Raw genomic sequence first — 18,719 nt, forward strand, 5'->3', positions numbered from 1 at the left:
TCAACTCGTCCGCGCTAGCTCTTTGCTGCCGATCATCCAGGGAAATCAACCATGACGATCACCATTGCCACCCCCCAGAGCCGGCGGATCGCACGCGGCGGCAAGGCGATCTATGGGGCGCCGCTGGGCATCCTGATGCTGGAGGCGCGATTTCCGCGGATTCTGGGCGATATGGGCAATGGCGCCACCTGGCCCTTCCCTGTGCTGTACCGGGTCGTTGGCGGTGCCAGCCCCGACAAGGTCGTGCTCAAGGGCGCGGCCGGGTTGCTGCCGGACTTCATCGCGGCGGCGCAGGATCTCGTCCGGCTCGGTGCCGAAGCCATCACCACGAATTGCGGCTTCCTGTCGCTGTTCCAGCGCGAGCTGGCGGCGGCGGTCGGCGTGCCGGTAGCGACCTCTTCGCTGATGCAGGTGCCCTGGGTGCAGGCGACGCTACCGCCCGGCAAGCGCGTCGGGTTGGTCACGGTCTCGGCCGGCAGCTTGAGCCCTGCGCATCTCGAAGGCGCGGGGGTGCCGCTCGACACGCCGGTCGCCGGCACGGAGAACGGGGTCGAGTTCTTCCGGGTGCTGATCAAGGCAGAGAAGGACGACATGGACATCGATCTGGCGGAGCGCGATGTCGTCAACGCGGCGTTGGATTTGATCGCGCGGCATCCCGATATCGGGGCGATCGTGCTCGAATGCACGAACATGCCGCCCTATGCCGCGGCGGTTCAGGCTGCGACCGGTCTGCCGGTCCATGACATCTATTCGATGATCACATGGTTCCATACGGGTCTAAGACCGCGCGTTTTTAGATAGAAGATCGGACCGAGCCGGGACACGCTCGCCTGTCTGTTATCTCGCTTTCGCGCGAGCGCTTGCATTGGGTGATCTTTTGCAGCGACAAAGATAGCGGCGCGAGCCATCGTGCGGGTCTATTAAACGAGTTTTACTCGAAAGGCAGAGCCAGAAATATGAGCTCTGAGGTCAATGTCGAAATGGGGCTCTGGGTATCAGCGTGAAGCGTGCCCCGTCCTCGATCCGAGTCGTAATTCTTTGGGTTCACCAATGGCGAGCCTACTGAAATTATTGGGAGCCGTGATCGCGAAACAGATGGTGTCAGAACGAAACGTTGGCAGCTCAAGCTATAGGTTGCTGACGCTAAGGATTCTCACTTTCATTGGACTGTCTCTGCCAAGTATTGCTTCGGTAGGCGCGGCAGAGCAGGCTCTTGTTTTTATGAACGGTACTTGGATCGGTGAGGGATATATGCTCACACTAGACACTGACCGGATGCAGGGAAATCAGCGAGCTGATTTACCTTTTCAACGTGAACCACTCCTATTGAGGAACGTATCAGCAAAGATGGTGGTCTTCGATATTGGGACAAGCCGATTCATCGGGTTGTTCGATCGCGATAATCTGACGTTGACGGGCCTTTCTTTCGATCGTAACATTCGCTTGCGTCGCGTGAAGCCTTAAGAATTGCCATTTAGTTCTCGCAATCGCGACTCGACCCAGGATCTCTTTTCTCAAAAACTTACAGGCAAAATTTCCTTTTCTGGTCGTGATTGGCCGGCGTCGTTTTCAATGGAAAAGCGATACTGATCGATTCAACCCAGCTTGGGCGGTGTTCTACTAGGCCGTAAACCCATAAGCGCGAGGGGCCGATTCCAGCGGCGGCGTTTTCGTGATTCAAGCTCCGAAAGAAGAGTTTGGCGATGGGACGCTACGAACTCAGCGATTTCGAATGGATGGCGATCGAGCCGCATCTTCCCAATAAGCCGCGCGGCGTGCCGCGGGTCAATGATCGCCGGGTTCTGAACGGCATCTTCTGGGTGCTTCGATCGGGTCGGCCCTGGGCGGACGTGGCGGCGCGCTACGGCCCGCCGTCCAGATAGATGCTCTTCACATGCGCATTGATGGCGGCGATGTCGGGCAGGGTGCCGCCATTGCGTTCGCGCAGATGACCCTCGTGCCAGTACCAGTCGTCGAAGCCGACATTCAGCCGGTGATAACCGGCCTCGGCGAGCAGGGTGCGCATGGTCTCGCGACGTGGTTCGACGAAGTTATGCTCGATGGTGAAGAGCGCGATGGCCTGCCGGGCGAGATCGATCGTTCTGAGGATGTCGAGCTCCGAGCCCTCGGTGTCGAGCGAGACATAGTCGAAACCGGCTTCGCCGCTGCCATCGGCCTGCGCCATCGCGTCGAAGGTGACGGTCTCGACGGTGATCAGGCCATTCTCGCTGATCGCCTGTCTTCGATGCTCGGCATAGCCGTCGGCCTCGGCATATTCGGCGAGCGTGCCGATCTCCTGCGAGGCGACGAAGGAGAGGAACTGCCCGCCCTCGCGATGAACGGCGCGTTCGAGGCAGGTCGCGCGGCGGCTGGCGGCGAGCTTCGCGAACAGGAGCGGGTTCGGCTCGACCAGCACGCCGCTCCAGCCATGGTCGGTCTCCAGGTAGAAGGTGTTGCTGTGGAGAATGCCGTCGAAGGCGCCGATCTCGGCGAAGCGCCCGCCACGCCGACCCTCGCACATCGCCAGAACCCAGCGCTCCTGCTCGATCTGCGCGTTGGTCGGGGTTTCGAAGGCGGCCTGCCAGGAGAGGCGGGGAGCGGATGGTCCGGACGGCACGATGAATGTCTCCCGAGGGCGGGATGACAGCCTAGGTCAGCGCCCTCGCAGAAGGAACCTCATCGTCATCCCGGATCGGCGCGGCTGCGCCGCTTGTCCGGGATGATGACGCGAATGGCCATCCCTGCGGAGGCACGTTGATTTGCCTCAGTGAATCTCCGGCTCCGGAATCTTTGCCGTGCCCTCGAGATAGTCGAAGTCGCAGCCCTTGTCGGCCTGGCGGATATGGGCGGCCGACATCTTTCCATAGCCGCGCGGATAGTCGCGGTCGGGCGGTGTCCATGTCTTCAGGCGCCCGGCGATCTCGGCGTCGGTCAGGTTGACCGAGATGGTTCGGGCCTCGACGTCGACGCTGATGACGTCGCCGGTCCGGACCGCCGCGAGCGGACCCTTGATATAGGCCTCGGGCGCGACGTGCAGGACGCAAGCGCCGTAGCTGGTGCCCGACATGCGGGCGTCAGAGATGCGCAGCATGTCGCGCACGCCCTGCTTCAGGAGCTTGCGCGGGATCGGCATCATGCCCCATTCCGGCATGCCGGGGCCGCCGACGGGGCCGCAATTCTTCAGGACCATGATGTGATCGGCGGTGACGTCGAGCGTCTCGTCGTTCACCGCCTTCATCATCGCATCGTAATCCTCGAAGACGAGCGCGGGGCCGGCATGCTTCAGCAGGCGCGGCTCGGCGGCCGAGGGCTTGATGACGCAGCCATCGGGCGCAATGTTGCCCTTGAGCACGGCGAGCCCGTTTTCGGTCGAGACGGCCCTGTCGAGCGGCCGGATGACGTTGTCGTCATAGACGGTGGCGAGCGCGATCGTTTCTGCGATCGGCCTGCCGGTCACGGTCATGGCGTCGGTGTGGAGCTTGCTCTCGAGCTGCTTCAGCAGGGCTGGCAGGCCGCCGGCATAGAAAAAGTCCTCCATCAGGAATTCGCCCGATGGTCGCAGATTGGCGATGACCGGGACCGTGCGCGAGAACTTGTCGAAATCGTCCGGCGTCAGCGAGACGCCGGCACGGCCGGCCATGGCGATCAGGTGGATGATGGCATTGGTCGAGCCGGCCACCGCCATGTGCACGGTCAGCGCGTTCTCGAAGCTCTTGCGCGTCAGGATGCGGTCGGGCGTCAGATCCTCCCAGACCATCTCGACGATGCGCTTGCCGGCAGCGGCGGCCATGCGGGGATGCGCTGCATCGGCGGCGGGGATGGCGGAGGCGCCCGGCAACGTCAGACCCAGCACCTCGGCATGGCTCATCATGGTCGCCGCCGTGCCCATCACCATGCAGGTGCCATGCGAGCGGGCGATGCCGCTTTCCATGTCCTTCCACTGGTCGTCGGTGATGTTGCCGGCTTCCTTCTCGGCCCAGTATTTCCAGACGTCGGCGCCGGACCCCAGCACCTTGCCGGCCCAGTTGCCGCGCAGCATCGGCCCGGCGGGCACGAAGATGAAGGGCAGGCCGGCGCTGCAGGCGCCCATGATGAGCGCTGGCGTGGACTTGTCGCAGCCGCCGAGCAGCACGGCGCCGTCGAGCGGGTGGGAGCGGATCGATTCCTCGGTCTCCATCGCCAGGAAGTTGCGATAGAGCATCGTCGTCGGCTTCTGGTACTGCTCCGAGACCGACATCACGGGGATTTCGACCGGGAAGCCTCCGCTAGCCCAGACGGCGCGCTTCACCGCGTCCGCACGGTCGCGCAGATGGGTGTGGCAGGGGTTGATCTCGGACCAGGTGTTGATGATGCCGATGACCGGCTTGCCCATGAACTCGTCATGGCCGAAGCCCATCTGCAGCGCCCGCGAGCGATGGCCGAAGGAGCGCAAATCGCTGGCGCCGAACCAGCGCTTCGAGCGCAGCGTGTCGGGCGTCTTGCGGGGGTGGGACATCGGCATTTCCTCGGGTCGTTTTCTTGAATCATTCTACGCCGTCATTGCGGGCGTAGCGAAGCGGAGACCCGGAATCCATCGTAAGACCTTGCGCTTTGCGATGGATCCGGGATCGGCGCCGCTTCGCGGCTTGCCCGGGATGACGGGGAGGGTGTGAGAGAGGTCTACTCCGCCGCCGCGCGCAGCGCGCCCCAGCCGGAGACGATCTGGCGCAGTTCGGACTTCTCGGCCGCGTTCAGTTCCGGCAGGCCGGGCAGGCGGACAGGGCCGACCGGCGTGCCCAACAGCCCGAGCGCCTCCTTGACCACGGTGACATTGGCGCCGTTGCCATATTTGGTGCGCAGCGTTTCGAAGCCGGCGATGGCATCGACCTCGACGCGGGCGGCGGCGTAGTCGCCTTTTTCCAGCGCGTGCCAGACGGCCAGCGAACGCTCGGGCGCGACATTGATCAGGCCGGAGGTGAAGCCGCGGGCGCCGAGCGCATAGAAGGGCGCGGCCCAGCCCTCGGCGAGGCCGCAGATCCAGTTCGCACTTGTGCCCTGCGTGGCGCGCACGCATTCGGCCAGCAGCATCATGTTGTTCGAGGCGAACTTCACGCCGGCGACGTTCGGGTGGGTCGCGACGCGGACGAGGTCCTTCACGCCGATCGCATCGGAGCGGATATAGGCCACGAGCGGGAGCGTCAGTGCCTCGGCGATGGCGATGATGTAGTCGGCCTGGGATTGCGGTGCCGCAAAGGGGTCGAGCGGGTGATGCACCATCACCGCATCGCAGCCCGCCGTGGCGGCGAGCTTGCCGGTCGAGACCGCCTCCCTGAGCGAGCGGCCGATGCCGGCCGTGACCCGCGCCCTGCCGGCAGCGGCTTCGGCGGCGACCGCATGGCTGCGCACGACCTCGTCGGTCGTCATGGGATAGAACTCGCCGGTGTTGCCGGCCGAGACGATGTTGTGAATGCCGGCTTGTGCGATACGGGCAACGATTTTGCCCGTCACCGCCCAGTCGGCCTCGCCATCGGCGCTCCAGGCCGTGACATGCACGCCCGAGATGCCGCGCAGCGCCGTCCTCAGGGCGTCCCGGCGACCCTTGTCATTCGTCATAGTTCAACCCTTCCGCATCGGCGCCGAAGACCTGCCGCACATGGGCTTTCGCCGAGCGGACGATGTGGGCGCGCATCCGTTGTTCCGCGAGCGCGGGCTCCCTTGCCCTCAGCGCGTCGAAAATCGAGCGATGTTCCTCGAAGCCCTGGCCGCGTTCGGACGGTTCGGACAAAAGCGCGATGCGCTGGGCGTGATCGTACATGCGCTGGCCGTCGAGCCGTCGCTCCAGATAAGTGCAGCCGGAAATGCGGTGGATCGCGCCGTGATAGGCCTCGTTCAGCGTGACGATGTCCTCAAGCGCGCTGTGCTGCGTGGCGTGGGCCATCTCCTCGATCAGGCGCGCGATCTCGGCGATGTCGGCGTCGCTTACCCGGTTGGCGGCGATATGGGTCATGACGCTTTCGAGCGCGGCGCGGCCGAGCGCCATCTCCAGGGCCTGACGTGCCGAGAATTCGACGAAGACGCCGCGGCGCGCCTCGGTGCGGACCAGCCCCTCGCTTTCCAGCCGGCGGATGGCATCCTTCACGGGGGTGGTACTGACACCGAGCATTTCGGCCAGATGACGCTCGTTCAGGCGTTCGCCGTTGCGGAACCGGCCCGCGACGATCGCCCGGCGCAGGCGCTCATGCACATGCTCGCGCAGGGAGCGCAGCAGATGCGGCGCGACAGGTTCGATCGTGAGCGGCTCAGACATCGTGGTTCCGACAGGTGGCGCGGATGGCGACCGCGAATCCCGCTGGAGGTCGCGCGGCCCTGACGCCATCCCCGCATCACTCACCACAAAGGACAAGCGGCATCAAGTCTGAAATTTCAGATTTCAAATCTGGAATCCTGTGCTATGTCCGCCATCAAGGGCCCGGTAACGGGCCACGCCGGCCGCGAACGCGCCGGCGCGAGGACACGCAAAACGGGAGGATTACCGATGACGATGACACGCAGGGCGATGATCGCCGCGGCATGCCTGCTGAGCGCTCCGGCCGCGCTGGCGCAGGCCGACTATCCGGGCGGCAAGGTGGTGACCATCGTGGTGCCGTTCGCAGCGGGTGGCACGACCGATCTGCTCGGTCGCGTGCTGGCAGACCGGCTCGGCGCCAGGCTTGGTGGCAAGTTCATCGTCGAGAACCGGCCCGGCGCCGGCGGCAACACCGGCGTGGCGGCTGTCGCCCGTTCGACGCCTGACGGCTATACCCTGACCATGGGCACGGTTTCGACCCATGCGATCAACCCGGCCGTCTACGCCAAGATGCCGTTCGACCACATCAAGGACTTTTCGCCGATCTCACAGGTCGCGAGCGTTCCCAACATCCTGATGGTCAATGTCGACCTGCCGGTGAAGACCGTTCCGGAACTGATCGACCTGCTCAAGAAAAACCCGAACAAATATTCGTTCGGTTCGTCGGGAGCCGGCACCTCGACCCATATGGCGGCGGAACTCTTCAAGGTCTCGACCGGCACCGACATGGTGCATGTGCCCTATCGTTCGAGCGGGCAGGTGACGCAGGACCTGCTCTCGGGCCAGATCCAGATCACCTTCGACAACATCACCATCGCCTGGCCGCATGTCGAGGCCGGCAAGATCAGGGCGCTGGCGACCGCCACGCCCGAACGCCTCGCCGTCGCCAAGGACATGCCCGCGCTGGCCGAGTTCATTCCGGGCTACGCGGCGGCCTCCTGGCATGGCTTCTTCGCGCCATCGGGCGTGCCCAAGGAGATCGTGGCCAAGCTCTCGGCGGAAACGCAGGCGATCATGCGCGAGCCGGCCGTCATCGAGCAGATGAAGAAGCTCGGCGTCGATCCCGTCGGTTCGAGCCAGGAGCAGTTCACCGCTCACATCGCGGCCGAAACCAAGCGCTGGGCCGATGTGGCGCAGAAGGCGAATGTCCGGATCGAGTGATCCGCCGCAGCAGGCGTCATGGTCGGGCTTGCCCCGACCATCTCGGGAACCAGAGGTACCTGGTCATGAGATTCTCGGGGCAAGCCCGGGAATGACGCCCGCTCCACGTCTACCGCGTAACGAAAACCGGACAACGCCGCCATGACATCGACTGCCCTCACCGACGACAACCGCACCAAGCTCAAGCGCGTCTCGACCGCGACGCTGACGACGGCCCTGTTCAAGCGCGGATTCCGCAATGTCTTCATCCAGGACGTGCGGCCGCTGAGCCAGAAGTCCGAGTCGATGGTCGGGGAGGCGTTCACGCTGCGCTACATCCCGGCGCGGGAGGATCTCGATCATCTCGGCACATTCGAGGGCACGCAGCATCCGCAGCGCCGCGCAGTCGAAGACTGCCCGGCGGGCCATGTCATGGTGATCGACAGCCGCAAGGACCCGCGCGCGGCGTCCGCCGGCGGCATCCTGGTGTCGCGGCTGATGCAGCGCGGCGTCGCCGGCATCGTCACCGATGGCGGCCTGCGCGACTCGCCCGAGATCGCCGGGATGGCGATCCCGGCCTATCACAACCGACCGAGCGCGCCGACGAATCTGATCCGCCACCATGCGCTCGACATCAATGCGCCGATCGCCTGCGGCGACGTCGCGGTCTATCCCGGCGACATCATCGTCGGCGACGGGGAAGGCGTCTGCGTCATCCCCGCCCATCTCGCCAACGAGATCGCGCCGGAGGTCTACGAGCAGACGGCCTATGAGGATTTCGTCGCTGAACGCGTGCGCGGCGGCCAGGGCCTGTTCGGACTCTATCCGGCCAATGCCGAGACCAAGGCCGAATTCGCGAAATGGCGGCCCGGCTGGTCCTGAGCGCAGGCCGGACACTCATCCGAGAAGACGGCGAAGCCGGCCGCGACACGGGCTGACAGGGACGCTGCCACCGCGGCGCGTCTCGCCATGACCAGAACCATAAAAAACGTGGAGGGAACAATGGTTGAAACATCGCGTCGTCGCCTGCTCGCGGGCGGTCTTGCCGCTGTCGGTTCCGCGCTTGCGGGCCCGGCTCTCGCACAGGCCTTTCCGTTCAAACCGAACCAGCGTTATCCCGACCCTTCGGTCGACATCCTGGACCCCAGTTTCGCCAAGTACCGGATCTATTCGAGCACGGTAGAGCAGCTCGCCACCGGCATGCGCTGGGCCGAGGGGCCGGTCTATTTCCCGGAGGGGCGCTACGTCCTCGTCAGCGACATCCCCAACAACCGGATCATGAAATACGACGAGCGGAAGAACAGCTTCACGGTCTTCCGCGACAACGCCAACTTCGCCAATGGCAACACCCGCGACCGGCAGGGCCGACTGATCAGCTGCGAGCATTCGGTGACGCGGCGCGTCACGCGCACAGAGAAGAACGGCAAGATCACAGTGCTGGCCGATGCCTTCGAGGGCAAGCGCCTGAACGCACCCAACGACATTGTCGTCAAATCCGACGATACGATCTGGTTCACCGACCCGCTGTTCGGCATCAGCGGCGAGTGGGAAGGCTCGCGCGCCAAGTCCGAGCAGGCAACGACCAATGTCTACCGCATCGGCACCGACGGCAAGCTGACCGCTGTCGTCACCGATCTGCTCAACCCCAACGGCCTCGCCTTCTCGCCGGACGAGAAGAAGCTTTACGTGGTGGAGTGGCGCGGCACGCCTAACCGCAGCATCTGGAGCTTCGACATCGATGCGCAGGGCAAGGCGTCGAACAAGACCAAGGTGGTCGATGCCGCCGACTTCGGGGCGCTCGATGGCTTCAAGGTCGATCGCGACGGAAATCTCTGGTGCGGCTACGGCAGCAACGGGGCGCTGAACGCCGAGGCTGCCGATACGGGAGGCCGCAAGGTCTTCGGCCTGCGCGGCAAGTCGGACGATCTCGACGGCGTCATGGTGTTCAGCCCGGCCGGCAAGCCGCTGGCCTTCATCCGCCTGCCGGAGCGCTGCGCCAATCTCTGCTTCGGCGGGCCGAAGGGGAACCGTCTCTACATGGCGAGCAGCCACTCGCTCTATGCGCTTTATGTCGAGGCCCACGGCGCCGTGTGAGGTCACCAGCCCTGCGGCATCGGCATGGGGCGATGCCGCAGGGAAACCCCAAGGTCGAGCGGTGTGGCGGCCGGCGCGGTCCCCACGAAAGGCGCAACGGCCCCGTTAACGGGGATTTGAGACCTCTCTGCGAGGGTCGGGCTCATCGATGCGTGCTGGAGCGACGGGCGAGCCCATGACGATGCGCAAGGCCATTCTGCCATGATCGCAGGCGGGACGTGGCCGGCGCGCTACGACGCCTGGGTCAACCGTCAATTCGGCATGGCCAGTCTCGGCGCGGCGGATGCGGCAGCATTGCGGGTGGCGCAGGCCGAGATGTTCGCGCGCATCCTTCCGCCCGTCCTGATGTCCAACCTGCTCTCGTCGGTCCTCATCGCGATCACCGCGATGTTTCGCGGCTGGTTGTGGTTTCCGCTACTGTGGAGCGCTTTGGTCGTGACCAGCGGTGTCTTCGGCATCCTGCGGATATCGCGGCTCAATGCGCGCAAGCGTGAGGACGCGCCCTCGGCGAAGTTCAACGACCGGATTCTGATCGACTCCGCCATCCTGGCCGCTCCCTGGGTGGTGATGGCGGTGGTGATCAATCCGACCGCCGCGCCGGACATGGAGGTGCTGACGGCGACCCTGCTGGCGGGGCTGGTCTGTGCGGGCACGTTCACGATGGCCAGCATGCCCTCGGCCGCGTTGCTGTTCGCCGGACTGATCTTTGGCGCGCGTATCATCCATATCGCGCTGTCGCCGGTCGACCGCATGCTGGAGAACCTGGCCTTCCAGATGATCTACGGTGCGGTCATGCTGGTGTCCCTGCGCAGCATGGCGCAGCTTTTCATCGACCGTGTCCGCGCCATCGGCAGCGCGCAGGGACTCAGCCTGGAGGCGCAGGCGCAGGCGCGGATCGAGGAGAAGCGGCGCGAGGAGGTGGAGGGCCAGGCGGAAGCGTTCCGGCGCGAGATCGGCGGCATCCTGAAATCGGTCTCCCTGTCCGTCGTCCATATGAGCGGCGCGGCCGAGCAACTCGTCGCGATCTCGCACAGATCACAGGACAAGCTCGCCGGTGTACTGACCAAGGTCGGCGATGCCCGGACCGATATCTCGTCAGTGGAGGTCTGCTCGCATCGGTTGACCGAGACGGTCGCGCTGATCCGCAACGAGGCCGACCGGACGACGCAACTGGTGCGGACCGCAGCCTCGGACGTCGCGGCCTCGATCGCCGTCAAGGCACAGTTGCGGCAGGCCGTGCGCGATATCGGAGAAGTCTCCGACCTGATCCGCGAAATCGCGTCGCAGACCAACCTGCTCGCCCTCAACGCCACCATCGAGGCGGCCCGCGCCGGGCTGGCGGGGCGCGGCTTTGCCGTCGTCGCGACCGAGGTCAAGGGGCTGGCGGCACGCACGGAGGCCGCGACGCAGGAGATTTCCGAGCGCATCGAGGAGGTCCGTGCCGCCACCGAACGCTCGCAGGCTGCCGTCATGAACATCAGCGTCTCGACGGATGCGATCGTGGCGGCGACCGGGGGGATTGTCGTCGCGGTCGACCAGCAGGCCGACGCGATCTGCACCATGGTCGACCTCCTGGCGCGTACGGTGCGGGAAACGGAGCTGGCGGCCGGTGCGATCGATCTCGTCGTCGCGGATGCCGCGCTCACGATGGACAATGGCCGGCAGGTTTCCGATGCGGCCGCGGGCGTTGATGTCTCGGCGCGGCGCCTCGACGAATCCGTCGCGCGGTTCTCCCGCGAGATGGTCAGGGGCTGATCACGCCGCCGGAGCTGTGCCGTAGAAGGCGCGATACCAGGCGACGAAGCGGGCGATGCCGGTCTCGATCGGGGTGTCCGGCCTGAATTCGACCCGCGCCATCAGGTCCGACACATCGGCATAGGTGGCGCGCACGTCGCCGGGCTGCATCGGCAGATGCCGCTTGATCGCGGCCTTGCCGCAGGCGGCCTCGATCACGGCGATGAAGCGGTCGAGCCGGACTGGCGTGTGATTGCCGATATTGTAGATCCGCCAGGGAGCCGCGGCCGTGGCCGGGCCGTGGGTGTCCCCACCAGGCGCGGCGGGCTCGGGCGGCAGGCCGGCCAGCCTGACGATCGCCTCGCTGATATCGTCGATATAGGTGAAGTCGCGGCTCATCTCGCCCTCGGCGTAGACGTCGATCGGCCTGCCTTCGAGAATCGCCTTGGTGAACTTGAAATAGGCCATGTCCGGCCGGCCCCAGGGGCCGTAGACCGTGAAGAAGCGCAGACCCGTCGCGGGGATGCCGTACAGCGCGGCGTAGCTGTGCGCCATCACTTCGTTGGCACGCTTGGTCGCGGCATAGAGCGAGACCGGATGGTCGGCCCCGTCATGCTCGCTGAAGGGTACCTTGGCGTTGGCGCCGTAGACCGAACTCGACGAGGCGTAGACCAGATGCGCAACCGGGTGATGCCGGCAGGCCTCCAGCACGGAGAGGAAGCCGTCGAGATTGGAGTGGGCATAGGCGCGCGGGTTGTCGAGCGAGTAGCGTACGCCGGCCTGCGCGGCGAGATGGATGACGACCTCCGGCCGGAAGGTGGCGAAGGCGGCCTGGAGCGCATCGTAGTCGGCGATGTCGACCGGCTGGAAGCTGAAGCCGTTGCGCGGCAGCAGCCGGTCGAGCCGGGCCTGCTTCAGCGCCGGATCGTAATAAGGCGTCAGGTTGTCGATGCCGAGAACCTGGATGCCGCGGGCAAGCAGCGCTTCGGTGACGTGAAAGCCGACGAAGCCGGCGGCCCCCGTCAGCAAAACGCGTTGCGGTGAAACGCTGGTCATCTGGCCGGTGGCGCCTTGTCAGGGAATGAGGGCGGGAGGGTGCCGGAACCGAACTCCCGCAAGGCCAAACCCAATGTTTCAGATCGCGGTGCGTGTCAATGAACCGGGCGGGCGCGCTCGGCGGCGACGGGGACCGCGCCATCGTCGAGGATTTCATCCAGGGCGCCGGTCTCGATTCCGAGGTCGTCGTCCTGGAGCATGCGCCAGCCCGAGCCTTCCAGATCGGCATACTGGCCGGTGCGCATGCACCAGAAGAAGCCGGCGAGGCCGATCAGGCCGAGTCCGAGCGCGAGCGGGAACAGGACTACCAGGATGTTCATGAGGCATGCCCTCCGGCGGTGTCCGGCCCGCGTCTGGCGGCGCGCAGCGCATTGAGCGTCACGACCAGCGAGGAGCCGGACATGGCGGCGGCGGCGACCAGCGGCGTCGCCAGGCCGGCGATCGCGATCGGCACGGCGACGGCGTTGTAGAGCACCGCGAACCAGAGGTTCTCCATCATCAGCGCGCGGGCCTTGCGGGCAATGGCGATGCCGGACGCTACCGGCCCGAGGCTGTCGCCGAGGAAGACGATGTCGGCGGCAGCCTGGGCGAGATGGGTCGCGCTGATCGGGGAGATCGAGACATGCGCCTTGGCGAGAGCGGGCGCATCGTTCAGGCCGTCTCCGACCATCAGCACCTTGCAGCCGCGCGCCGCCAGACCATCCAGCACATGCAGCTTCTCGTCGGGGCGAAGGCCGGATGTCCAGTTGGCGATGCCGAGCTCCCGGGCGACGGCGGCGACCGCGGTCTCCCTGTCGCCGGAGAGGATCATCACCTCGAGGCCAAGGCTCCCGAGCGCATCGATGCAGGAATGGGCATCCGGCCGCAGCCGCTGGCCGACCGCGAAGACGGCGCGGTGCTCACCGTGCCGCCAGGCGATCAGCGAGGCGGTAGGGAAGGCGGCTCCGACGCATTCGGCCAGGGTCCCGGCGTCGCAGAACGCGGCACTGCCGAGGCGCATCTCGACGCCGTCGACGATCGCGGAGAGGCCGAAGCCGCGGTGCTCCAGCGTATCGGCGCAGGGGGCGGGGCTGCCGGCCGCCCGGCTGATCGCCTGGGCGAGGGGGTGGCGGCTCGCGGCCGCCAGTGCCGCCGCGGCGCGCATGGCATCGGCGCCGATCTCGCTCGCGTTCAGCAGGTCGGGCTCGGGCAGGGTGAGCGTGCCGGTCTTGTCGAAGACGACGAGGTCGGCCTCCGCCAGCCGCTCGAGGGCGTCGCCCTCCTTCAGCATGATCTGGCGACGGAACAGCGCGGAGGCTGCGACCACCTGAACCGCCGGGATCGCGAGGCCGAGCGCGCAGGGGCAGGTGATGATCAGGACGGTGATGGCGATGATCAGCGCCTGCTGCCAGGCGAGACCGAAGGCGATCCAGCCGACGAGGGTCGCCAGCGCCGTGGCGTGGACGATGGGCGCATAGAGCCGCGCGGCCCGGTCGGACAGGCGGACATAGCGGGAGCGGCTCTCGACGGCCTGCGCCATCAGCCGGTCGATCTCGTCGAGCAGCGTGCCCGCGCCCGCGGCCTTGACGCGCACGGTGAGCGCGCCGGACAGGTTCATCGTGCCGGCATAGACCTGTGCTCCGGTCGCGATCGGGGCCGGGTCGGTCTCGCCGGTGACGAGGCTGCGGTCGATGTCGGACTGGCCGCTCTCGACGATGCCGTCGACGCAGACGCGCTCACCCGGCTGGACCAGCACAAGGTCGCCCGGCGAGACGGCGGCGATCGGCACGATCGTCGTGGTTCCGTCGGCCATCAGCCGCGTCGCGGTCTCGGCCTTGAGCGCCGCCAGATTGCCGGCGAGGTCGCGCGTACGCCGGCGCATCATCTGGTCGAGATAGCGGCCGATCAGCAGGAAGAAGATCAGCATCACGGCGCCGTCGAAATAGGCGTGCTCGGAGTGGTTGGCGGTCTCGACGACCGACATGCCGAGTGCCAGAACGATCCCGAGCGTGATCGGGACATCCATGTTGACGGCGCCGGCCCGCAGAGCCCGCAAGGCGCTCTCGAAGAAGGGGCGCCCGGCATAGGCTGCCGTCGGAAGCGCGATCAGGGCCGAGAGCCAGTGGAAGAAGTCGCGCGTGACCGGGTTGATGTCACCGTTGTTGCCGGACCAGACGGAGACCGAGAGCAGCATGATGTTCATCGCTGCGAAGCCGGCGACGGCGAGATAGCGCAGAAGCCGCCGCTCCTCCTGCGTGACGCTGTCGCGTTCCGCGGAGGGCAGGAAGGGATAGGCCTTGAAGCCCAGCGCCGCCAGGCGTTCGATCACGCCTTCGGGCCTGAGCGCGCCCTCCTTCCACTCGACGGTGACGCGCTTGAGGGCGAGGTTGACGCGTGCCTTCAGGATCGCGGCATCGCGGCCGAGCCCGCTCTCGATCGCATGCATGCAACCGGCGCAGCGGATACCCTCGACCGCCAGCTCCATGCCCGCGACACCGCCTTCACCGTGGCGGACGAAGACGGAGAGATCCTGCTGCGTCGCCATCGCTCAATCCTTCAGGATGACGCGACTGCGCGAGACGAAGACCTGCTCCTCCCCGCGCATCGCCGCGACGGCGAGCGTCCAGCCGCCGCCATGAACAGCGGAGAGCCTGGCCTCGTAGTCGCCGGGGGCCGTCTCGCGCAGGGTTGCGTCGCGGTCCTGGCGACGCGTCGCGGGATGCTCGAGCCGCGCGTCGACGGCGAGCCCGGTGACGGGCCTGCCGGCACGATCGCGCAGGGAGAACGTCACGACGGCATCGCTGCCGCTCCGGGCCAGATGCGCACTGGCCTGCCAGCCGCGCTCCGCCTGGGCCTGCATGCGCGCGATCTCGCCATTGAAACGCTGGCTGGTCTCATAGGCGCTCTTCACGTCGACGCCCGGCATGGTGCGGATGGCCATCGTCATCATCACCGCGTTGACGCCGGCGACGACGACGAAGAAGCCGATCATTCCGGCGAGCACCATGCGACCGCTCAGGCGGAAAGGGCGGTTCTGGCGCGGCTGCGCCGGCGCGGTGAGATCGACTGGCATGATGAAGGCTCCGCAGCAGGACATGGCTCTTGCCCCCTCAGGGTGCGATGAAATGGTCCGTCGCGGTCACGGTCTCGCCGGCGAAGAGATCGGAGGCGGTGAAGGTGATCGTCTGGGTCTTTTCGGAATGGCTGCCGACCGGAAGCGTGACCAGCACCCGGACCTCGCGCGAGGTGTCGGGCGGGACGGACACGATCGGCCGCAGATCGGCGGTGGGCGTCACGCCGACGGCCTCGATGCGCAGGCCAGGCACGCCATGAACCGTCAGCGCCACGGGGCGCTCGTCGGGCCGCTTATTCAGGATGCGGATGGTGTAGGCGTTGCGGATCGAGCCGTCGCTCAGCGTGACGAAAAGCGGGGCGCGATCGTGCAGGACGGAAATCTCGACGGTACGCCGTGTCGCCAGCTGGTACACCATAGCGCCGCCGACCACGAGGATCAGCGCGGCATAGATCATCGTGCGCAGGCGCAGCGGATTGTAGACGGGCTTCTCGCCGGCCATGCGCCGCTTGACGTTGTCGTCGGTGTCGTAGGCGATCAACCCCTTGGGACGGCTGACCTTTTCCATGACGTTGTCACAGGCGTCGATGCACAGGCCGCACTGGATGCAGTCGAGCTGGGCGCCGTCGCGAATGTCGATGCCGGTCGGGCAGACGGCGACGCATTGGCGGCAGTCGATGCAGTCGCCCGCCGGTTCACCCTGGGCGCGCAGCCGCTCGGCCTGCCGCAGCGAGACGCGCGGATCGCCGCGGTCGTAGCGGTAGGTGACGTTCAGGGCGTCGTCGTCGGTGAGCGCGGCCTGGATGCGCGGCCAGGGGCACATATAGTTGCAGACCTGCTCGCGCATGATGCCGGCGAGCGCATAGGTGGTGAAGGTCAGGATCGCGATGAAGGCATAGGCGGTGAACGGCGCCTGGAGTGTCGCGAGATCGCGCACCAGCGTCGGCGCGTCGGCGAAGTAGAGCACCCAGGCACCGCCGGTCCACCAGGCGATCAGCAGCCAGACGGCGTGCTTGGCGCTCTTGCGCCAGATTTTGTTGGGGGTCCAGGGACCTTCGTCGAGCTTGATGCGTTCGCGCCTGTCTCCTTCGAAGAAGCGTTCGACCACCAGAAACAGATCGGTCCAGACGGTCTGCGGGCAGAGATAGCCGCACCAGACCCGGCCGGCGACCGCGTTCATCATGAACAGCACGAAGGCCGCCAGGATCAGCAGGCCAGTGAAGTAATAGACCTCCTGCGGCCAGATCTCGATGAAGAAGAAGTAGAAGCGCGCATTGGCGATATCGGCCAGGACCGCCTGGTTGGGCAGGTTGGGGCCGCGGTCCCAGCGCAGGAAGGGCAGCAGGTAGTAGACGCCGAGGCAGAGCGCGAGGATCATCCACTTGGCGCGCCGGTAAGGACCGGACACGCTTTGCGGATAGACCTTCTTCGTCGCCGCGAAGAGCGGCAGATCGCCAAGGTCCGTCTCCTGGGAGGCCATCGCTACTGGCCCCCTCCGAGCGAATGGACGTAGATCGTCAGCGCCTTCACGGTCGTCGGGTCGAGGCGCTGGCCCCAGGCCGGCATCACGCCGGCACGGCTGTTGGTGATGGTCTCGGTCAGTGAGGCCATATCCATGCCGTAGAGCGAAATGGCGTCCGTGAGGTCGGGCGCGCCGAGCTCCTTGTTGCCCTTGCCGGCTTCGCCGTGGCAGGCCGCGCAATTCGTCGCGAAGAGTTCGCGGCCGCCGGCGAGATCGGCCTTGGGCTCGGTCGGCAGGCCGGCGAGCTCGCGGACATGGTTAGCCACGGCGCGAATCTCGGCCGGCTTGAGGACACCGTCCTTGCCGAAAGCCGGCATCTGGCTGAGGCGCGTGTCGTTGTCTCCGGCGACGCGGATTCCGTGCTGGAGCGTCTGCTGGATCTGGGCGAGCGAGCCGCCCCAGAGCCAGTCGTCGTCGTTCAGGTTGGGATAGCCCTTGGCGCCGGCTCCGCCGACGCCATGGCAGGCGGCGCAATTGTCGCCGAAAGCGGCCTTGCCCTGCGCCATCGCGATGCGGAAGAGCGAGGGATCGGCCTTGATCTGCTCGAGCGAGGCTTCGGATAATCCGCTCGCCTGAGCGCTGCGGTGCTGCTGCAGCAGCGCGAGGTCCTTGGCGATCTCGATGCGTGAGGCATAGCCGATCACGCCCTGCGTCGTGCTGCTGATCAGCGGCCAGGCCGGATAGATGATCCAGTAGCCGACCGACCAGACGATCGTGGCGTAGAAGATGCCGAGCCACCAGCGCGGCAGCGGCGTGTTGAGTTCGCGGATGCCGTCCCACTCATGGCCCGTGGTGGACTGGCCGGTATGGGCGTCGACTTCGTGATGGTCGTGAGGCTGGGCCATGGTTCAATCGTCCTGCAGCGGAGTGCGGGCAGCCTGCTCGAAGCGGGCGCGGTTGGCCGGCCAGAAGGCGTAGACACAGACGGCGAGGAAGATGCCGACGAAGTAGAGCAGGCCGACGGACTGCGCGAAGCGCGCGAGCCACTGATAGGTTGTGTCCATGATGACCTCGCTCAGCGGATGTTGGCTTTGTCGTCGTAGAGCTTGAAGTCGACGAGTGTGCCCAGCACCTGGAGATAGGCGATGAGGGCGTCGGCTTCGGTGATCCGGGTCGGGTCGCCGTCGAAGTCGCGGGCCTGGACCTTCGGGTAGCGCGCCTCGAGTTCGCCGGCCTTCGGGTGATCCGGCGTCGCCTGCGCCCGCAGATCGGTTGCCGCCTGCGCGATCATCTCGTCGCTGTAAGGCACGCCGCCACCGCGGTTGGCGCGCAACTCGTCGGCGATGTCGGCGAATTTCAGCTCGGTCTTCGCCAGGAACGGATAACCCGGCATGATCGACTGCGGCACCAGCGCGCGCGGATCGGCCAGATGGGCGCGCTGCCATTCGTCCGAGTACTTGCCGCCGACGCGGGCGAGGTCGGGGCCAGTGCGCTTGGAGCCCCACTGGAAGGGCTTGTCGTACATGCTCTCGGCCGCGAGCGAGTAATGCCCGTAGCGCTCGATCTCGTCGCGCAGCGGCCGGATCATCTGGCTGTGGCAGTTGTAGCAACCCTCGCGGACATAGATGGCGCGGCCGGCGAGCTCGAGCGGGGTGTAGGGCCGCATGCCCTCGACCTTCTCGATCGTGTTGCGGAGGTAGAAGAGCGGCGCGATCTCGACCAATCCGCCGACCGAGATCACCAGCAGCACGCCGATGATCAGGATGATGGAGTTGGTCTCGAAGATCTTGTGCTTCGACCAGAGGGATTTGCGCGGAGCTGCCGCGGGCAGATCTGAACTCGACATGGGGAGCGTT

General features: G+C 66.2%; 18 protein-coding genes and 1 pseudogene. 7 read left to right on the plus strand and 12 right to left on the minus strand.

Annotation, left to right across the window (positions count from 1 at the left end; translation table 11 throughout):
- Nucleotides 1-51: 51 nt before the first annotated feature.
- The 3 genes and pseudogenes from C8D03_RS16440 to C8D03_RS16445 all read left to right on the plus strand — a co-directional run.
- The gene (locus tag C8D03_RS16440; protein WP_108047760.1) at nucleotides 52-801 is read left to right on the plus strand and encodes an aspartate/glutamate racemase family protein; all 750 of its coding nucleotides are present in this window, start codon (nucleotides 52-54) and stop codon (nucleotides 799-801) included.
- A gap of 249 nt (nucleotides 802-1,050) precedes the next feature.
- A complete protein-coding gene (locus C8D03_RS26225; RefSeq protein ID WP_146170208.1) occupies nucleotides 1,051-1,464 on the plus strand; it encodes a hypothetical protein in 414 nt (137 codons plus the stop codon).
- Between the two features lie 239 nt (nucleotides 1,465-1,703).
- Nucleotides 1,704-1,871: pseudogene (locus C8D03_RS16445) on the plus strand (transposase); the annotation flags it as partial.
- Here C8D03_RS16445 and C8D03_RS16450 read toward each other — a convergent pair.
- The 4 genes from C8D03_RS16450 to C8D03_RS16465 form a co-directional block, all read right to left on the minus strand.
- Nucleotides 1,862-2,521: an FkbM family methyltransferase gene (locus C8D03_RS16450; RefSeq protein WP_248308697.1), complete on the minus strand. Its 660-nt coding sequence runs from the start codon at nucleotides 2,519-2,521 to the stop codon at nucleotides 1,862-1,864. The pseudogene C8D03_RS16445 and the gene C8D03_RS16450 sit on opposite strands and share 10 nt — an antisense overlap.
- A 243-nt stretch (nucleotides 2,522-2,764) precedes the next feature.
- Complete coding sequence (araD, locus tag C8D03_RS16455) at nucleotides 2,765-4,495, minus strand: L-arabinonate dehydratase (protein ID WP_108051722.1); 1,731 nt, start codon at nucleotides 4,493-4,495, stop codon at nucleotides 2,765-2,767.
- A gap of 164 nt (nucleotides 4,496-4,659) precedes the next feature.
- The gene (locus C8D03_RS16460; RefSeq protein ID WP_108047764.1) at nucleotides 4,660-5,592 is read right to left on the minus strand and encodes a dihydrodipicolinate synthase family protein; all 933 of its coding nucleotides are present in this window, start codon (nucleotides 5,590-5,592) and stop codon (nucleotides 4,660-4,662) included.
- A complete protein-coding gene (locus C8D03_RS16465; protein ID WP_248308504.1) occupies nucleotides 5,582-6,286 on the minus strand; it encodes a GntR family transcriptional regulator in 705 nt (234 codons plus the stop codon). The genes C8D03_RS16460 and C8D03_RS16465 overlap by 11 nt, the downstream gene beginning before the upstream one ends.
- Before the next feature lie 228 nt (nucleotides 6,287-6,514).
- On the opposite strand from C8D03_RS16465, the gene C8D03_RS16470 reads away from it, so the two are divergent.
- The 4 genes from C8D03_RS16470 to C8D03_RS16485 all read left to right on the plus strand — a co-directional run bounded on the left by C8D03_RS16470 (nucleotide 6,515) and on the right by C8D03_RS16485 (nucleotide 11,314).
- On the plus strand, nucleotides 6,515-7,486 hold the full coding sequence (locus tag C8D03_RS16470; protein WP_108047766.1) for a Bug family tripartite tricarboxylate transporter substrate binding protein: 972 nt from the start codon (nucleotides 6,515-6,517) through the stop codon (nucleotides 7,484-7,486).
- Between the two features lie 141 nt (nucleotides 7,487-7,627).
- A complete protein-coding gene (locus C8D03_RS16475) occupies nucleotides 7,628-8,347 on the plus strand; it encodes a ribonuclease activity regulator RraA (protein ID WP_108047768.1) in 720 nt (239 codons plus the stop codon).
- Between the two features lie 120 nt (nucleotides 8,348-8,467).
- The gene (locus C8D03_RS16480; protein ID WP_181301042.1) at nucleotides 8,468-9,559 is read left to right on the plus strand and encodes an SMP-30/gluconolactonase/LRE family protein; all 1,092 of its coding nucleotides are present in this window, start codon (nucleotides 8,468-8,470) and stop codon (nucleotides 9,557-9,559) included.
- 201 nt (nucleotides 9,560-9,760) lie between these two features.
- Nucleotides 9,761-11,314: a methyl-accepting chemotaxis protein gene (locus tag C8D03_RS16485; protein ID WP_108047772.1), complete on the plus strand. Its 1,554-nt coding sequence runs from the start codon at nucleotides 9,761-9,763 to the stop codon at nucleotides 11,312-11,314.
- Here C8D03_RS16485 and C8D03_RS16490 read toward each other — a convergent pair whose 3' ends face one another.
- From C8D03_RS16490 to ccoO, 8 genes are all read right to left on the minus strand, one after another.
- Nucleotides 11,315-12,349 (minus strand): NAD-dependent epimerase, encoded by a 1,035-nt coding sequence (locus tag C8D03_RS16490; protein WP_108047774.1) that lies wholly within the window; start codon nucleotides 12,347-12,349, stop codon nucleotides 11,315-11,317.
- Between the two features lie 95 nt (nucleotides 12,350-12,444).
- The gene (ccoS, locus tag C8D03_RS16495; protein ID WP_108047776.1) at nucleotides 12,445-12,669 is read right to left on the minus strand and encodes a cbb3-type cytochrome oxidase assembly protein CcoS; all 225 of its coding nucleotides are present in this window, start codon (nucleotides 12,667-12,669) and stop codon (nucleotides 12,445-12,447) included.
- Entirely contained in the window at nucleotides 12,666-14,873 is a 2,208-nt protein-coding gene (locus C8D03_RS16500; RefSeq protein WP_108047778.1) for a heavy metal translocating P-type ATPase, read from the minus strand. Before C8D03_RS16500 ends, ccoS begins: the two co-directional genes overlap by 4 nt.
- 3 nt (nucleotides 14,874-14,876) lie before the next feature.
- Complete coding sequence (locus C8D03_RS16505) at nucleotides 14,877-15,401, minus strand: FixH family protein (protein ID WP_181301044.1); 525 nt, start codon at nucleotides 15,399-15,401, stop codon at nucleotides 14,877-14,879.
- A gap of 37 nt (nucleotides 15,402-15,438) precedes the next feature.
- Nucleotides 15,439-16,881, minus strand: a complete 1,443-nt coding sequence (gene ccoG / locus C8D03_RS16510) for a cytochrome c oxidase accessory protein CcoG (RefSeq protein WP_108047783.1) — start codon at nucleotides 16,879-16,881, stop codon at nucleotides 15,439-15,441.
- 2 nt (nucleotides 16,882-16,883) lie between these two features.
- Nucleotides 16,884-17,768 carry a cytochrome-c oxidase, cbb3-type subunit III gene (gene ccoP, locus C8D03_RS16515; protein WP_108047785.1) on the minus strand — a complete coding sequence of 295 codons (885 nt, stop codon included), beginning with the start codon at nucleotides 17,766-17,768 and terminating at the stop codon, nucleotides 16,884-16,886.
- Nucleotides 17,769-17,771: 3 nt separating this feature from the next.
- Nucleotides 17,772-17,927 (minus strand): cbb3-type cytochrome c oxidase subunit 3, encoded by a 156-nt coding sequence (locus tag C8D03_RS16520; RefSeq protein ID WP_108047787.1) that lies wholly within the window; start codon nucleotides 17,925-17,927, stop codon nucleotides 17,772-17,774.
- 11 nt (nucleotides 17,928-17,938) lie between these two features.
- Nucleotides 17,939-18,709: a cytochrome-c oxidase, cbb3-type subunit II gene (gene ccoO / locus C8D03_RS16525; RefSeq protein WP_108047789.1), complete on the minus strand. Its 771-nt coding sequence runs from the start codon at nucleotides 18,707-18,709 to the stop codon at nucleotides 17,939-17,941.
- Between the last annotated feature and the right edge of the window lie 10 nt (nucleotides 18,710-18,719).

The sequence above is a fragment of the Bosea sp. 124 genome, from assembly GCF_003046175.1.
Lineage (GTDB): Bacteria > Pseudomonadota > Alphaproteobacteria > Rhizobiales > Beijerinckiaceae > Allobosea.

Coding starts and splice junctions, on each gene's coding strand:
- C8D03_RS16440 (WP_108047760.1), top strand. CDS start 52: ATGACGATCACCATTGCCACCCCCCAGAGCCGGCGGATCGCACGCGGC.
- C8D03_RS26225 (WP_146170208.1), top strand. CDS start 1,051: ATGGCGAGCCTACTGAAATTATTGGGAGCCGTGATCGCGAAACAGATG.
- C8D03_RS16450 (WP_248308697.1), bottom strand. CDS start 2,521: ATGTGCGAGGGTCGGCGTGGCGGGCGCTTCGCCGAGATCGGCGCCTTC.
- araD (WP_108051722.1), bottom strand. CDS start 4,495: ATGTCCCACCCCCGCAAGACGCCCGACACGCTGCGCTCGAAGCGCTGG.
- C8D03_RS16460 (WP_108047764.1), bottom strand. CDS start 5,592: ATGACGAATGACAAGGGTCGCCGGGACGCCCTGAGGACGGCGCTGCGC.
- C8D03_RS16465 (WP_248308504.1), bottom strand. CDS start 6,286: ATGTCTGAGCCGCTCACGATCGAACCTGTCGCGCCGCATCTGCTGCGC.
- C8D03_RS16470 (WP_108047766.1), top strand. CDS start 6,515: ATGACGATGACACGCAGGGCGATGATCGCCGCGGCATGCCTGCTGAGC.
- C8D03_RS16475 (WP_108047768.1), top strand. CDS start 7,628: ATGACATCGACTGCCCTCACCGACGACAACCGCACCAAGCTCAAGCGC.
- C8D03_RS16480 (WP_181301042.1), top strand. CDS start 8,468: ATGGTTGAAACATCGCGTCGTCGCCTGCTCGCGGGCGGTCTTGCCGCT.
- C8D03_RS16485 (WP_108047772.1), top strand. CDS start 9,761: ATGATCGCAGGCGGGACGTGGCCGGCGCGCTACGACGCCTGGGTCAAC.
- C8D03_RS16490 (WP_108047774.1), bottom strand. CDS start 12,349: ATGACCAGCGTTTCACCGCAACGCGTTTTGCTGACGGGGGCCGCCGGC.
- ccoS (WP_108047776.1), bottom strand. CDS start 12,669: ATGAACATCCTGGTAGTCCTGTTCCCGCTCGCGCTCGGACTCGGCCTG.
- C8D03_RS16500 (WP_108047778.1), bottom strand. CDS start 14,873: ATGGCGACGCAGCAGGATCTCTCCGTCTTCGTCCGCCACGGTGAAGGC.
- C8D03_RS16505 (WP_181301044.1), bottom strand. CDS start 15,401: ATGCCAGTCGATCTCACCGCGCCGGCGCAGCCGCGCCAGAACCGCCCT.
- ccoG (WP_108047783.1), bottom strand. CDS start 16,881: ATGGCCTCCCAGGAGACGGACCTTGGCGATCTGCCGCTCTTCGCGGCG.
- ccoP (WP_108047785.1), bottom strand. CDS start 17,768: ATGGCCCAGCCTCACGACCATCACGAAGTCGACGCCCATACCGGCCAG.
- C8D03_RS16520 (WP_108047787.1), bottom strand. CDS start 17,927: ATGGACACAACCTATCAGTGGCTCGCGCGCTTCGCGCAGTCCGTCGGC.
- ccoO (WP_108047789.1), bottom strand. CDS start 18,709: ATGTCGAGTTCAGATCTGCCCGCGGCAGCTCCGCGCAAATCCCTCTGG.